General features: G+C 71.9%; 21 protein-coding genes. 12 read left to right on the forward strand and 9 right to left on the reverse strand.

Going from position 1 to position 13,342, the window contains the following annotated elements; all coding sequences use genetic code 11:
* Positions 1 to 7: 7 nt before the first annotated feature.
* Both ASF78_RS09345 and ASF78_RS09350 read right to left on the reverse strand, forming a co-directional pair.
* Positions 8 to 463 (reverse strand): SRPBCC domain-containing protein, encoded by a 456-nt coding sequence (locus tag ASF78_RS09345; RefSeq protein ID WP_056587235.1) that lies wholly within the window; start codon positions 461 to 463, stop codon positions 8 to 10.
* Positions 460 to 795 carry a helix-turn-helix transcriptional regulator gene (locus ASF78_RS09350; RefSeq protein WP_056588432.1) on the reverse strand — a complete coding sequence of 112 codons (336 nt, stop codon included), beginning with the start codon at positions 793 to 795 and terminating at the stop codon, positions 460 to 462. The genes ASF78_RS09345 and ASF78_RS09350 overlap by 4 nt, the downstream gene beginning before the upstream one ends.
* 58 nt (positions 796 to 853) lie before the next feature.
* Between ASF78_RS09350 and ASF78_RS09355 the strand changes: the two genes are divergently transcribed.
* Positions 854 to 1,186, forward strand: a complete 333-nt coding sequence (locus ASF78_RS09355) for a hypothetical protein (protein WP_056587238.1) — start codon at positions 854 to 856, stop codon at positions 1,184 to 1,186.
* Positions 1,187 to 1,190: 4 nt separating this feature from the next.
* On the opposite strand, the gene ASF78_RS09360 is transcribed toward ASF78_RS09355, so the two are convergent.
* Complete coding sequence (locus ASF78_RS09360; RefSeq protein ID WP_056587240.1) at positions 1,191 to 1,802, reverse strand: LysE family translocator; 612 nt, start codon at positions 1,800 to 1,802, stop codon at positions 1,191 to 1,193.
* A 23-nt stretch (positions 1,803 to 1,825) separates the two neighbouring features.
* Positions 1,826 to 2,365, reverse strand: coding sequence for an NUDIX hydrolase (locus ASF78_RS09365; RefSeq protein WP_056587245.1), 540 nt, complete (start codon positions 2,363 to 2,365; stop codon positions 1,826 to 1,828).
* Positions 2,366 to 2,387: 22 nt separating this feature from the next.
* Between ASF78_RS09365 and ASF78_RS09370 the strand changes: the two genes are divergently transcribed.
* Positions 2,388 to 2,912: a GNAT family N-acetyltransferase gene (locus ASF78_RS09370; protein ID WP_235518455.1), complete on the forward strand. Its 525-nt coding sequence runs from the start codon at positions 2,388 to 2,390 to the stop codon at positions 2,910 to 2,912.
* A 37-nt stretch (positions 2,913 to 2,949) separates the two neighbouring features.
* Positions 2,950 to 3,924, forward strand: coding sequence for a diacylglycerol kinase family protein (locus ASF78_RS09375; RefSeq protein ID WP_056587248.1), 975 nt, complete (start codon positions 2,950 to 2,952; stop codon positions 3,922 to 3,924).
* Positions 3,925 to 3,929: 5 nt separating this feature from the next.
* On the opposite strand, the gene ASF78_RS09380 is transcribed toward ASF78_RS09375, so the two are convergent.
* A complete protein-coding gene (locus ASF78_RS09380; RefSeq protein ID WP_056587251.1) occupies positions 3,930 to 4,832 on the reverse strand; it encodes a universal stress protein in 903 nt (300 codons plus the stop codon).
* Entirely contained in the window at positions 4,829 to 6,289 is a 1,461-nt protein-coding gene (locus tag ASF78_RS09385) for an APC family permease (protein WP_056587253.1), read from the reverse strand. Before ASF78_RS09385 ends, ASF78_RS09380 begins: the two co-directional genes overlap by 4 nt.
* A gap of 169 nt (positions 6,290 to 6,458) precedes the next feature.
* Between ASF78_RS09385 and ASF78_RS09390 the strand changes: the two genes are divergently transcribed.
* From ASF78_RS09390 to ASF78_RS09405, 5 genes are all read left to right on the forward strand, one after another.
* The gene (locus tag ASF78_RS09390) at positions 6,459 to 6,878 is read left to right on the forward strand and encodes a DUF5684 domain-containing protein (protein WP_056587256.1); all 420 of its coding nucleotides are present in this window, start codon (positions 6,459 to 6,461) and stop codon (positions 6,876 to 6,878) included.
* A 69-nt stretch (positions 6,879 to 6,947) separates the two neighbouring features.
* A complete protein-coding gene (locus tag ASF78_RS09395; RefSeq protein WP_056587259.1) occupies positions 6,948 to 7,337 on the forward strand; it encodes a PPOX class F420-dependent oxidoreductase in 390 nt (129 codons plus the stop codon).
* 10 nt (positions 7,338 to 7,347) lie between these two features.
* Positions 7,348 to 8,124: a putative protein N(5)-glutamine methyltransferase gene (locus ASF78_RS09400; protein WP_235518458.1), complete on the forward strand. Its 777-nt coding sequence runs from the start codon at positions 7,348 to 7,350 to the stop codon at positions 8,122 to 8,124.
* The gene (locus ASF78_RS22350; RefSeq protein WP_156374091.1) at positions 8,117 to 8,293 is read left to right on the forward strand and encodes a DNA alkylation repair protein; all 177 of its coding nucleotides are present in this window, start codon (positions 8,117 to 8,119) and stop codon (positions 8,291 to 8,293) included. Before ASF78_RS09400 ends, ASF78_RS22350 begins: the two co-directional genes overlap by 8 nt.
* Positions 8,294 to 8,338: 45 nt before the next feature.
* On the forward strand, positions 8,339 to 9,487 hold the full coding sequence (locus ASF78_RS09405) for an epoxide hydrolase family protein (RefSeq protein WP_056587263.1): 1,149 nt from the start codon (positions 8,339 to 8,341) through the stop codon (positions 9,485 to 9,487).
* 6 nt (positions 9,488 to 9,493) lie between these two features.
* Here ASF78_RS09405 and ASF78_RS09410 read toward each other — a convergent pair whose 3' ends face one another.
* Positions 9,494 to 9,895 (reverse strand): VOC family protein, encoded by a 402-nt coding sequence (locus ASF78_RS09410; protein WP_056587265.1) that lies wholly within the window; start codon positions 9,893 to 9,895, stop codon positions 9,494 to 9,496.
* Positions 9,896 to 9,956: 61 nt separating this feature from the next.
* Here ASF78_RS09410 and ASF78_RS09415 point away from each other — a divergent pair, with 61 nt between their 5' ends.
* Both ASF78_RS09415 and ASF78_RS09420 read left to right on the forward strand, forming a co-directional pair.
* Positions 9,957 to 10,907, forward strand: coding sequence for a YafY family protein (locus ASF78_RS09415; RefSeq protein ID WP_056587268.1), 951 nt, complete (start codon positions 9,957 to 9,959; stop codon positions 10,905 to 10,907).
* A 9-nt stretch (positions 10,908 to 10,916) separates the two neighbouring features.
* Complete coding sequence (locus ASF78_RS09420; protein ID WP_056587270.1) at positions 10,917 to 11,324, forward strand: DUF3224 domain-containing protein; 408 nt, start codon at positions 10,917 to 10,919, stop codon at positions 11,322 to 11,324.
* Here ASF78_RS09420 and ASF78_RS09425 read toward each other — a convergent pair.
* On the reverse strand, positions 11,309 to 11,869 hold the full coding sequence (locus ASF78_RS09425) for a hypothetical protein (RefSeq protein ID WP_056587273.1): 561 nt from the start codon (positions 11,867 to 11,869) through the stop codon (positions 11,309 to 11,311). The two genes, ASF78_RS09420 and ASF78_RS09425, sit on opposite strands and share 16 nt — an antisense overlap.
* 102 nt (positions 11,870 to 11,971) lie before the next feature.
* Positions 11,972 to 12,385: a DUF6855 family protein gene (locus tag ASF78_RS09430; RefSeq protein WP_056588437.1), complete on the reverse strand. Its 414-nt coding sequence runs from the start codon at positions 12,383 to 12,385 to the stop codon at positions 11,972 to 11,974.
* 91 nt (positions 12,386 to 12,476) lie between these two features.
* Here ASF78_RS09430 and ASF78_RS09435 point away from each other — a divergent pair, with 91 nt between their 5' ends.
* Both ASF78_RS09435 and ASF78_RS09440 read left to right on the forward strand, forming a co-directional pair.
* The gene (locus ASF78_RS09435; protein ID WP_056587275.1) at positions 12,477 to 12,845 is read left to right on the forward strand and encodes a helix-turn-helix transcriptional regulator; all 369 of its coding nucleotides are present in this window, start codon (positions 12,477 to 12,479) and stop codon (positions 12,843 to 12,845) included.
* Positions 12,842 to 13,330 carry an SRPBCC domain-containing protein gene (locus tag ASF78_RS09440; protein ID WP_056587278.1) on the forward strand — a complete coding sequence of 163 codons (489 nt, stop codon included), beginning with the start codon at positions 12,842 to 12,844 and terminating at the stop codon, positions 13,328 to 13,330. Before ASF78_RS09435 ends, ASF78_RS09440 begins: the two co-directional genes overlap by 4 nt.
* Positions 13,331 to 13,342 lie beyond the last annotated feature (12 nt).

A 13,342-nucleotide genomic window follows, 5' to 3' on the forward strand; every position in this document is an offset into this window, starting at 1 on the left:
CAATGGGTCACGCCCGTGCCAGGTACGCCTCGATGCGGTCGAACGCCCCGACCCACGCGTGCTCGGCGAAGAAGTCACGCATCTCGACCGACGGGAACCCGGTCTGCACGACGGACATGCGCGTGCCGTCGCCCTCGGCCTCGAAGGTCACCTCGACCTGCGTGGTCATGGTCATGCCGTCGGGGCTGCTGCCGGTCGACTCGGTGACGAGGCGGTGCGGACGGTCGATGACGAGGAACGTCTGGGTCTCGCGGAAGAGGTTCTCGCGGTCCGGCCCCCACACGGCGGTCTGCTGGCCGCCGACGCGCAGGTCGACCTCGATCTCCACGACGCCGGGCTCCTCGTCGAGGATGGAGAACCAGATCTTCTGCTTCTCGGCGTCGGTGTAGGCGTCGAACACCTGCTCCGGGGTGGCGGGCAGGACGCGCGTGGCGCGCAGCTCCAGGGTGGTGTCGGTGGTCATTCTTCCGTTCCTCTCTGCAGGGTGAAGTAGGCCTCGAGACCGTCGAGCCGACGCTCCCAGAGCCGCTGGTAGAAGGAGATCCATGCCATGGCGTCGTCCAGTCGTTCTTCGCCGAGGCGGCACTGCCGGGACCGCCCGACCTTCTCGGTGCGGACCAGCCCGGCGTCCTCGAGGACCCGGACGTGCTTGGTCATGCCGGTGAGGGTCATGCCGTGCGGCTCGGCGAGCTCCCCGATGCTGGCGGGGCCCTCCCCGAGCCGGGTGAGGATGTCGCGCCGGGTCGAGTCGGCCAGGGCCGAGTAGATCCGGTCGAGGGTGTCATGCTGAACCATGTGGTTCACCATACGACACTGAACCGGTTGGTGCAATAACGGGACGTAGGATCGTGGGGTGCGAGCGATCCGAGGGAAGGTCGGCGTCGTCGCGGCCCTGGTGCTCGCGGTGGCGCTGGCGCTGTCCGCCCTGGCCGGACTGGGCACCCGGCCGACGGGGATCCCCGACGAGGGACCCTGGGCGGTCCAGCTCACCGACCCGGAGGGTGACTGGGCCTCGTGCCTCGACGACCCCGCGCTGACCAGCCCGACGACGTGGCAGTCGACCGTGACGGCCGTGTTCGCGGAGGGAGCCACCGAGGCCGACGTGCAACGCGTCCTCGACTGCCTCGGCGACGCCATGACCGGTGGGTCCGTGCAGGTCGGGACCGTCGAGCCCGTCGACGCCTGACAGGTCAGCGGTCGGTCAGGGCCAGCTTCGCGCCGAGCGCGACGAACGCGCCCGCGAAGGTCCGTCGCATCCACAGCACGATGCGCGGCCGGGACACCACCTGGGAACGCACCGCAGCCGCGAACGCGCCGTAGATCCCGAACACGACGAACGTCATCGCCATGAACACCCCGCTCAGCGCGACCATGTGCAGGAGCGCGCCGGGCTCGTCGGGACGCACGAACTGGGGCAGGAACGCGAAGAAGAAGATCGTCAGCTTCGGGTTGAGCACGTTGAGCAGCACCGCGGACCAGATCACGCGTCCCGCCGAGAGTGGTTCGGTCTGCCCGCTGACGACGATCTCGGACCGGTCCCGCCACATCCGGACGGCCATGTACAGCAGGTACGCGACGCCCAGGAGCTTCAGCGTCTGGAACGCGACCGCGCTGGTGTTGAGCACCGCGGCGAGCCCGGTCATCGCGGCGACGACGTGCGGCACGATGCCGAGCGTGCAGCCGAAGGCCGCGACCAGGCTCGCGCGGGTGCCGCGCGAGAGGCCTGCGCTCAGCGTGTAGATCACGCCGGTGCCGGGGGTCGCGACGATGACGAGGGTCGTCAGCAGGAACGCCACGGTCATGCCGAGCAGTCTGCCCCCGGGCGCTACCGGGTGGCCAGGACCTCGTCGAGCACGGTCCGCAAGCGCACCGCGAAGTCGTCGGGAGTGCCGGCGGGCAGGTCGTCGACGTCGAACCACGCCACCTGCTCGCTCTCGTCACTGACGACGGGCACCGCATCGGGCGACGCGTACGCGACGAACCCGACGTCCCAGTGCACGCGGCAGCGACCGAAGGCCGCCGACAGGTCGTGCCGATGGACGTCGACCGGGAGCCGTCCCGCCACCAGGCCCGCGATGCCGCCCTCCTCGCGCCCCTCACGGGAGGCCGCGTCGGCCAACGAGGAGTCGCCGGGCTCCAGGTGGCCGCCCAGCTGCACCCAGAACTGCCCCTTGCGGTGGAAGCACAGCAGCACGCGCGACAGGTCGGGCGTGAGGACGAAGCAGCTGGCCGTCAGGTGCTCGGGGGCGAGCGACCGCTCGACGGCGGCTGCCCCGGAGGCGGCGACGAACGCCCGGTACTCAGCCAGCAGCGCACCCTGGGCGGGGTCGTGCGGGGTCCACTCGTCGAGCACGTCACTGATCACCGCGGCAGCGTACGGTGCCGTGGTGACGCTCGAACGACGGACCGCGCGCCTGCTGATGCGCGAGTGGACGCCCGCCGACCTCGAACCGTTCGCGGAGCTGAACGCCGACCCCGACGTCATGGAGTTCTTCCCGTCCACCCTGTCCCGGCCGGCCAGCGACGCGCTCGCTGCCCGCGCGCAAGCACGGTTGCAGGAGAACGGCTGGGGACTGTGGGCGCTGGAGGTGGACGGCCGGTTCGCCGGGTTCACCGGTCTGGCGCGGCCTTCATGGGACCCGTCGCTGGTCGAGGTGGGCTGGCGGCTGGCGCGCTGGGCGTGGGGGCACGGCTACGCGACGGAGGCCGCGCGCGAGGCGCTGACCGTCGGCTTCGACGAGGTGGGCCTGGCGGAGATCGTCTCGTTCACGGCCGTGCCCAACGTGCGCTCGCAGGCCGTGATGCGTCGGCTCGGCATGACGAGGGACCCTGCCGACGACTTCGACTTCCCGACGATCGCGGAAGGGCACCCGCTGCGGCGCTCGGTCCTGTACCGGATCACACGCTCCTGAGTGGCCGGTCCCGGGGCCCCGGGACATACTCGCCCCCGTGACGACCCCCCAGGACGCGACCACCCAGCCCGCCGCCGAGCAGCGGGACGGCAGCGGTCCGCTGCGCACGGCCGTGATCGTCAACCCCAACCGCGTGGAAGGTCTCGACGAGCTGCGCGCCGGCATCGTCCAGCAGCTGGCCGACGCCGGATGGCCCGAGCCGGCGTGGTTGGAGACGACGGCCGAGGACCCGGGCACCGGGCAGGCGAAGCAGGCCGTCGAGGACGGGGCCGCGGTGGTGTTCGTCGCCGGCGGCGACGGGACCGTCCGGGCGTGCATCGACGGGCTGGCCGGCACGCAGACGGCGCTCGCGATCCTGCCGGGCGGCACCGGCAACCTGCTGGCCACCAACCTCGGTGTCCCCACCAACACGATCGAGGGCGTGCAGCTCGCCCTGGACCGCGGCCGCCGCGCGGTCGACCTGGGCGAGGTCGAGGGCCAGACGTTCGCCGTCATGGCGGGCATGGGCCTGGACGCGGCGATGGTCGACGACGCCCCCACGAAGCTCAAGGCGGTGCTCGGCCCGGTCGCGTACGTGTTCTCGGCGCTCAAGCACCTCAACGACGCGGAGATGAAGGTCGAGGTGCAGGTCGACGACCACCCGGTCCTGCGCCGGCGCGCCCGCACGGTGATCGTCGGGAACGTCGGCCGGCTCCAGGGCGGGGTCAACCTGCTGCCCGACGCCGAGCCGGACAACGGCCAGATGGACGTCGCGGTCCTCGCCCCCCGCAACCTGGGGCACTGGATCCAGACCGCCTTCCACGTGCTGCGCCCCGGCCGCAACAAGGTGCCGAACATGGAGGTGCTGCGCGGGTCGCGGATCACGGTGACCAGCGACCGGCCGCAGCCGCGGCAGCTGGACGGTGACGTCATCGAGGAGTCGGCGACCCTCGACGTCTCGGTCCGCCCGGACGCGCTGTGGGTCTGCGTGTACCAGCCGGACGAGTCGGAGGACCTCACCGAGGGCTCCTGACCCGGTCAGCCCCGGGGGACGACGAGCACGGGGACCGGTGAGTGCCGGATGATCTTCGTCGCATTGGTGCCGAGGAACACCCGCCGGAGCGTCCCTGCGCTGGAGGACCCGAGGACGAGGAGCTCGTTGGGCAGCCAGTCGACGGAGCTCAGCGCCTCGCTCCAGCTGGTGCCGGACGCGACCGCGAACTCGGTGCCGGGGTCGAGCTGGTCGGCGAGAGCGGCCTGCGCCTGCGCCATCTGCTCGCGCCACTGCTCCGTGACCTCGGACTCGATGTCGGTGCCGATCTCGGGCGGGTACATCGTCGCGGAGCGCACCCCGAAGGACGCGACCCGCAGCTGCACGTCGATCTCGCGGGTGAGCCGCGCCGCCCAGCGCACGGCCGAGGCGGCGACCCCGGACCCGCTGAACGAGCAGGTCAGCCGGTGCGCGGCGACGTCCGTCGTGCTCGGCGCGCACCGGTACGAGCGCGGCGCGATCGCCAGCGGGACCGGCGAGGAGTGCAGCAGGTAGTCCGCGGTGGAGCCGACGACGACACGTCCTTCGGGTCCGTCCGGCGACGAGCCGAGGACGAGCGCGGTGGCGTCCCGCTGCTCGGCGAGGGCGGCGAGGGCGCGGGGCGTCGACCGGTCGGTGAGCCGCACGAACTCGACGCTCAGGTCGTCGGCGCGTCCCGCGAGGAACTCGAGCACCGTCGCCTCGGCCTCGGCGGCGCGCGCCGTGATCCACTCCTGCATCTCGCCGTCGACCCGGGCCATGGAGGGCACGGTCCAGCCCGGCGGGATCACGGTCGCGACGACGAGGACGAACGCGCCCGTGGCCTCGGGCAGGGTGCGCGCCAGGGTCACACCGAGGTCGAGCGCGCCGTGGACGTCGCCGAACGGGTTGGCGCCGACGACGATCGTCATCGCCGGTCCTCGTCGTCGACCAGGCTCGCCTCGACCGCGCGCTGCAGCAGCGAGTGCTTGCGGCCCCACAGGAAGTAGAACGCGAGCACGACGCTGAGCCAGAGCAGGAACCACGCGTACGTGTACCAGTGCAGGCCGGACAGGATGTAGAGGCAGGCCAGGACGGCGAGGACCGGGGTGACGGGGTAGCCGGGGACCTTGAACCCGCGCGGGAGGTCGGGCCGGGTACGGCGCAGGATGACGACGCCGACCGAGACGACCATGAACGCGATCAGGGTGCCGATGGACACCAGGTCCCACAGGTAGTCGAGCGGGATGAACGCGGCGAGCAGGCCGACGACGATCGCGACGATGACCGTGTTGTTGACGGGCGTGCGGGTGCGCGGGTTGACGCGTGCGAACGCCCGCGGCAGGAGCCCGTCGCGGCCGATGGCGAACAGGATGCGGGTCTGCCCGTACATCGTCACCAGGGTCACCGAGAAGATCGAGATGATCGCCCCCGCCGACAGGATGGTGCCCGGCCAGGACGCGCCGACCACGTCCTGCAGGATCTTGGCCAGCCCCGCCTCGCCCTGCTCGGCGTCACCGAACGCCTCCCACGGCTGCGTGCCGAGCGCCGAGACGGCCACGAGGACGTAGATCGTGGTGACGATGGCGAGCGCGCCGAGGATGGCGCGCGGCATCGTCTTCTGCGGGTTGCGCACCTCGTCGCCCGCGGTCGAGATGGCGTCGAGACCGATGAACGTGAAGAAGATCGTCCCGGCGGCGGCCGTGATGCCCGCGACGCCCTTCGGGGCGAAGTCCGCGAAGTTGTCGGAGTGGAACCCGGTGAACGCGATCACGACGAACATCAGCAGGACCGCGAGCTTGATGACGACCATCGTGGCGTTGACCTTGGCGGACTCGGACGCGCCGCGGATCAGGAGGATCGCGCACATCGCCACGAGGATCAGCGCAGGCAGGTTGACGAACCCGGGGTCGACGTCCCAGGGCGCGGCGGACAGCGCGGTCGGGATCTGCCAGCCGAACAGGTTGTGCAGCAGCTGGTTCAGGTACCCGCTCCAGCCGACCGCGACGGCCGCCGTCGACACCCCGTACTCCAGGAGCAGGCACGCCGCGACACCCATCGCGACCACCTCGCCGAGCGTCGCGTAGGCGTAGGAGTACGTCGACCCGGAGACGGGCACCGTGGACGCCATCTCCGCGTAGGACAGCGCCGAGAGGCCGGCCGCGAGCCCGGCCAGGACGAACGAGATGATCACCGCCGGTCCGGCGTCGGGCACCGCCTCGTGCATGACGAAGAAGACGCCGGTGCCGACGGTCGAGCCGACGCCGAACATCATCAGCGTGAACGTGCCGAGGGACCGTTCCAGGCCTTCGCTCGACGTCACGGACGGGGCGGTGATCGGCTTCCTGCGCCAGAGCTGTGCTCTCAGGGAGGCCTGCGGAACCGACATGGGCGGGCCTCTCTGCGAGGGCACGGGTCGACAGCCACGGTAGGAGCAGGACGAACCGTCGGCAATCGGTCCCGGCGCCGCGAGCCGCACAGGTGGCTCACAGGAACTGCTCGTGAGACAGGTGGCCGAATCGGTCACGGCCCTGGTCGTTTATCGCTACTGTCCGCGCATGATCACAACACTCGCCACCGAGGTGGCCAACACCACCGCCGCCGCGGGCGCCGGCGCCGGCTCCATCGTCGGCGGCCTCATCGGCTACCTGCTCGTCGCGTTCGCCCTCGTGGGCGTCTTCAAGAAGGCCGACGAGCCCGTCTGGCAGGCCTTCGTCCCGATCTGGAACACCATCGTCCTGATCAAGGTCTCGGGCAAGCCGATCTGGTGGATCATCCTGCTCCTGATCCCGATCGTGAACATCGTGATCCTGGTCCTCATCTACCACGGCCTGTCGACGTCGTTCGGCCACGGCGCGGGCTTCACCGCCGGCCTGTTCTTCCTCAGCATCATCTTCCTGTACATCCTCGGTTACGACTCGAACCCGTACCAGGGTGCGAAGGACGGTCTGCCGGCCGCCGGGTACGCCACCGCCTGACCCGCACTCCCCGAGACGGCCGTACCCCCACGGGGTGCGGCCGTCTCGTGCGTGTGTGACCGTCTCCGGATGACGACGCTCCAGACCCTGGCCGACGAGGGGTTCATCTCCCTGACCACGTTCCGCAAGTCCGGCGTGGGGGTGCCGACGACGGTGTGGGTGGGTCGCGACGGCGACGCGCTGCTGGTGACGACGCCCCGGGGGAGCGGGAAGGTCAAGCGGCTCCGGCGGGACCCCCGCGTCGAGCTGTCCCCGAGCAGCCGCCTGGGGAACGTCGACGACGACGCCCCGACCGTGACCGGCGTCGCGGAGGTCCTCGACGACGACGCCGCACGCGAGCGGTGCAACGCGATCATGCAGGAGAAGTACGGGCTGGAGTACCGCGTGATGATGGGGATCGAGAAGCTGGGCCGCAAGGGCGACGACAACCGGGTGATCCTGCGGATCACGGAGGCGTAGCCTGCCCGCCGTGCCCCTGACCCACGCGGAGATCACCGCGACGCTGCGCGCGTCGGGCTGCGTGTTCGCCGAGGACGAGGCGACCCTCCTCCTCGACGCGGCGTCTGGCAGCGACCTCGCGCGGATGGTCGACCGGCGCGTCGCCGGGGAGCCGCTCGAGGTGATCGTCGGGTGGGCGGAGTTCTGCGGGCTGCGGATCCAGATCGACCCGGGGGTGTTCGTGCCGCGGCGGCGGACCGAGGCCCTGGTGCGGGAGGCCGCACGGGTGGCGACCGGTCCGGCGGTGGTGCTGGACCTGTGCTGCGGGTCGGGGGCGTTGGGGGTCGCGCTGGCGCACCTGCTGGGGTCCGTGTCCTTGTACGCCGCCGACGTCGAGCCGGCCGCGGTCCGCTGTGCTCGGCGGAACGTCGCGACGGTGGGCGGTCAGGTGTTCGAGGGGGACCTCGACGAGCCGCTGCCGGGGTCGTTGCGCGGCCGTGTCGACCTCCTCGTCGCCAACGTGCCGTACGTGCCGACCGACCACGTCGCGCTGATGCCGCCCGAGGCGCGCGACCACGAGCCGCGGGTGACGCTGGACGGCGGCGCCGACGGGCTGGACGTGCTGCGGCGGGTCGCGGGGGTGGCGCCGCGGTGGCTGGCGGCCGGCGGCCACCTGTTGGTGGAGGCGAGCGCGGCGCAGGCGGCCGCCGCGGGCGAGGCGTTCGCCGCGGCCGGGCTGGCGGCACGGATCGTGTGGGACGAGGAGTGGGAGGCCACCGTGGTCGTCGGGACGCTGTCTGATGAGTGAGGCCGTCGATCGGCTCGTCGCGCTCGCCGACCCCGAGCGCGCCGAGGGGATGTCGCGGTTCTTCCAGACGGGACCCGGGCAGAACGGCGAGGGCGACGTGTTCCTCGGCCTGACGGTGCCGCAGGTGACGGCGGGTCGCGAAGCAGCATCTCGGGCTGCCTGGGGATGAAGAAGAGGACAGGAACTGTCCGCTACCACGCCTAGCGTTGTCCGTATGAGCATCGAACCGTTCAGCATCGACATCCCCCAGGCACAGCTCGACGACCTGAGCGAACGCCTGCACCGGATGCGCCTCGCAGCGCCTCTCCCCGGAGACGACTGGTCCACCGGCGTGCCCACCGCGTACCTGAACGAGCTCGTCACCTACTGGCGGGACTCCTACGACTGGCGCGCCCAGGAGGCCGCCCTCAACGCGTTCCCGCAGTTCGTCACCGAGATCGACGGCCAGCGCATCCACTTCGTGCACGTGCGGTCGGCAGAGCCCGACGCGCTCCCGCTGGTCCTCACGCACGGCTGGCCGGGGTCGTACACCGAGTTCCTCGACCTCGTCGGACCGCTCACCGACCCTGTCGCGCACGGCGGGTCCGCGGCCGACGCGTTCCACGTCGTCATCCCTTCGCTGCCCGGCTTCGGGTTCTCCGGCCCGGTGCGCGAGAGCGGGTGGGGGCCGGCGCACATCGGAGCCGTCTGGGCCGAGCTCATGAGCCGGCTCGGGTACGACCGCTACGGGGTGCAGGGCGGCGACATCGGTGCGGCCGTCTCGCCGGAGGTCGCCCGCATCGCCCCTGACTCCGTGGTCGGCGTCCACCTCAACGGGAACATCGGGATGCCGTTCCACGAGCTCGGTGCCGACGAGCTCGCCTCGCTCACCGACCTCGAACGGGACCGCCTGCGCCGCATCGGTGAGTTCATGCAGGAGGAGTTCGGCTACATCTCGATCCAGGGCACGCGACCGGCGACGCTCGGCGCGGCGCTCGCCGACTCCCCGGTGGGCCAGCTCGCGTGGATCGTCGACAAGCTCCGCGCGTGGACGTTCCCCGCGCAGACTCCGCCCGAGGACGTCCTCGGGATCGACTGGCTGCTCACCGACGTGATGCTCTACTGGCTGACCGACACGTCCGCGTCGGCAGCGTACGTCGGGTACGCGCAGGACACCGCGTGGGGCGAGAAGGCCCCGCCCAGCGGCGTACCGACGGCCGTCATCACGTTCGCGCACGATGTCGGGATCCGTCGGTACGCCGAGCAGGACCACACGATCGTCCGGTGGACCGACGTCGCCGACCGTGGCGGCCACTTCGCGGCCCTGGAGGAGCCGGTGCTGCTGGTCGGCGACGTGCGGGAGTTCTTCCGGACGGTCCGCTGACTCTCGTCAGCGGCCCGCGATCTCCAGCCAGTGCGGGTTGGTCATGATGCCCAGGAGGTTGCCGAACGGGTCCACCACGGACGCGGTGGTGAAGCCCTCACCGCGCTCGCGGATGCCCTCGTGCTCGGTCGCGCCGAGCGCGAGCAGGCGGTCCAGCGTCGCGGACAGGTCGTCCACGTGCCAGGAGACGACCGCGCCGCTCGGGCCGCCGGCGCCGGGGACGTACGTGCGGTCGATGATGCCGAGCTCGTCGAGGTGGTCCCCGATCCGGAACTCGAGGTAGCCCTCGCGGACGAAGTACGGCTCGATGCCGAAGGGCTCGGTGTACCAGGTGCGGGCGGCGTCGAGGTCGTCGGCGAAGAACGACACGTTGGCGAGGCCCCGGAAACTGCTCTGTGCTGTGGTCATGTCTCTACTCTCCTCGGCTAAGTGCTCACCTTCTGAGCACTTTGTCTGCGACTCTCGAGACATGCGCGCAGACCGTCTCGTGGCCACCCTCCTGCTCATGCAGGCGCGCGGGCGCGTGACCGCCGCCGAGGTGGCCCACGAGCTCGAGGTGTCCGTCGCGACCGCCCGTCGTGACCTCGAGGCGCTGTCCACTGCGGGCATCCCCGTCTACCCGCAGCCGGGGCGCGGCGGCGGCTGGTCGCTCGTCGGCGGTGCGCGGACGGACCTGACCGGGCTGACCGCGTCCGAGGCGCAGGCGCTGTTCCTCCTGGTCGGCTCGTCGTCGAGGCGGTCCGCCGACGCGACCTCCGCGCTGCGCAAGCTCGTCCGTGCGCTGCCCGCGACGTTCCGCGCGGAGGCCGAGGCTGCGGGACGCGCGGTGCTGGTGGACCCCGTCGGGTGGGGGTCGGCGGCGCGGTCCCGCCAGCCGTGGGTCGAGGACCTCCAGGGCGCGGTCGTCCGGCGCCGGCAGGTGACGCTCGTGTACAGCGGACGGTCCGGCGAGTCCGAGCGGACCGTCGACCCGTGGGCGCTCGTCGACAAGGGTGACCTCTGGTACCTCGTCGCCGGCACGCCCGCCGGGCGCCGGACGTTCCGGCTGGACCGGATCGCCGGCCTGTCGGTGCTGGACACCCCGGCACCGCGCCCGGACGACCTCGACGTCGCGGGGATCTGGGAGTCGGTCGTCGACGAGGCCGAGCAGCAGCGCTCGCGCGTGACGGCCACCGTCCTGACCACCCCGTTCCTCGCGCGCGTCGTCCGGGACCAGTTCGGGCGGCACGCCACCGTCCTCGGGCCCGACGACGACGGCCGCGTGCGGCTGGAGGTCGCGTCGCACACGGCGCGCTCGGTCGCGGAGAAGCTCGCGGGGTTCGGGGCGGCGGTGGAGGTGCTGGAGCCCGCTTCGGTCCGGGACGAGCTCGGGGTGCTGGGCGCGGAGCTCGTGGCCAGGTATGTCGGTGGTCGTCGCTAGCGTGCGGCCATGATCACCGAGGGAACGTTCACCGTCAGCGGGTTCGCCGGGGTACCGATCGAGCAGGAGCGGCCGGTCGTCACCGCGCTCGGCGTCGGCGTCGCGACGATGGAGAAGACGTACGCCGGCGGCGTCGAGGGTCGCTCGACCACGCTGTTCACGTCGGCGTTCGACCCCGAGAGCGGCATCGGCACCTACGTCGCGATGGAGTCGTTCGAGGGCAGCCTGGACGGGCGTGCCGGCACGTTCAACTTCGTGCACGCCGCGTCGACGACCGGCACCGACCGCTCGGCCGAGCACTTCCTGATCGTGCCGTCCAGCGGCACCGGGAACCTGGCCGGCATCGTCGGCAGCGGCGCGCTCGTCGTGGACGCCGACGGCACGCACCGGATGCGGTTCGACTACACCGTCGACTGAGCGCGCGACCGCTCGGCGTGCTCCCGCGCGGCGAGCGACGCGAAGGTCAGGAGCTGCTTGCGCATCATCACCAGGTCGCCCCACGCGAGCAGCCGGTTGCGGACCGCCGCCCTCCGGCTGGTCGGCCGGGTCCCGCGGATCACCGCCACGAGCCTGCTGCGCTCCGGCCCGACGGCTTCGACCGCGTACGTGAGCACGATGTCCCCGTACACCCGGGTGCTCAGACCCGGCGCCATGCGGAACGTCAGGTGCTCCCCGACGACGAACGACTCGAGCGTGAAGATCGTCGAGAACGTCTGCCCGACCTCCAGGTCCCAGCACCACGGCAGCGGCCGGCGAGGACTGCGGCGGCCCGGGTTGTCGACCAGGTCGTAGCTGTACGGGGCGGCCCGGAACTGGCAGACCCACCGGAACACGACATCGGCGGGAGCCGCGACGCCCACACCCCGCATCAGGCGGTCCCCAGGGTCCGGGAGCAGGTCGTCGCACGGGTAGGTCCGGTCCTGCTCGGCCTGCGTGACGCCCCAGGTCGTCGCGATGCTCATGGCTGCCCCTGCCGTCGTCGAGACCTCCACGCTAGGGCGGTCGCGGGGTGCGCGCCCCGGCCTCTCAGCGGGTCCACAGCCCGCGCGTCCCGGTTGGCCTGATCAGGCCGACCGGAGCGCGCGGACCCGGTTGTTCCGGGCGTCGTGCGTGAGCTCGACCAGCCCGAGGGCCTCGAGCAGCGGCGGCAGGGACATCCCGAACCGGCCACGGTAGCCCTTGCGCAGGCCGTACCACCCGCCGACGGGGTTGGCCTCGTCACGGCCCCACGCCTCCACCGACCCGGAGGCGGCGGGCTTCTGCTCGTCCGCGGCGCCGAGCGGGACCCAGTCGCCCTGCGCCAGCAGCCAGGCGTGCAGGTCGTCGACCGCGCGCAGGTGGTACCGGAGCGTCGTCGACCCCACCTGGCAGACGAGGGCAGGCGGGTCGGCGGGCTCGTCGCGGTACATCGTGTACGCGGACGAGCCCGGGGCCGTGGTGAGCTGCCAGGGGTCGTCCTTCGTCCCGGTGCCGGCCATCGGTGACTCCTTCGGTGCGGTGCCTGTGCGCTCCACTATCGACCCTCCGCGGGCTTGACGCGTAGGAATAATCCTACCTAACCTGAGGCGCATGCCACGCAGGCTCAAGGACTCGGAGCTCGACCGGCTCTTCGCCGCGCTCGCCAACCCGACGCGTCGCGACATCCTCGACGCCCTCCTCGACGGCGAGCGGACCGTCACGGAGCTCGCCGCGGACTTCGACATGTCCCGGCCCAGCGTCTCCGAGCACCTGGCCGCGCTCCGCGAGAGCGGCCTGGTGACGGAGCGCCCGGCCGGTCGACACCGCATCTACGCGGTGACGGCCGGCCCGCTCGGCGACCTGGCCGACTGGCTGACCCCGTACGAGCGGTTCTGGCGAGAGCGCCTCTCGGGCCTCGGCGCGGTGCTCGACCGGATGGACGACGACCACGCACCCGACACGAAGGACGACGCACGATGACCGACCAGACCACCGGCTGGGAGCTCCCCGCCGAGGACGAGCCCACCGACCCGACGGCCATCCGGGTCGACCAGTACTTCCCGCACCCGCCCGCGAAGGTCTGGCGTGCGCTCACCGAACCGGACCTCGTCACGCAGTGGCTCATGACGACCGACTTCGTCCCCGAGGTCGGCCACCGGTTCACGATGGCCGGGCGGCGTGTCGAGGCGACCGGGTTCTCGGGCACGGTCGCCAGCACGGTCCTGGCCGTCGAGCCCGGCCGGACCCTCGCGGTGACGTGGACGGACGCGGCCGACCCCGACCTGGTGCCGACGACGGTGACGTGGACCCTGGAGCCCGAGGGGCACGGCACGCGGCTGTTCCTCGAGCACGCCGGCTTCGACCCGGACGACCCGACCGCGCAGCTGTCCCGCCGGATCATGGGCGGCGGCTGGCGCAGCATGATCCTGCGTCGCCTGGGGGAGCTGCTGGACGCGACGGACTAGCCCCCGGCACGG

This window comes from Cellulomonas sp. Leaf334, assembly GCF_001424195.1.
Taxonomy (GTDB): domain Bacteria; phylum Actinomycetota; class Actinomycetes; order Actinomycetales; family Cellulomonadaceae; genus Cellulomonas.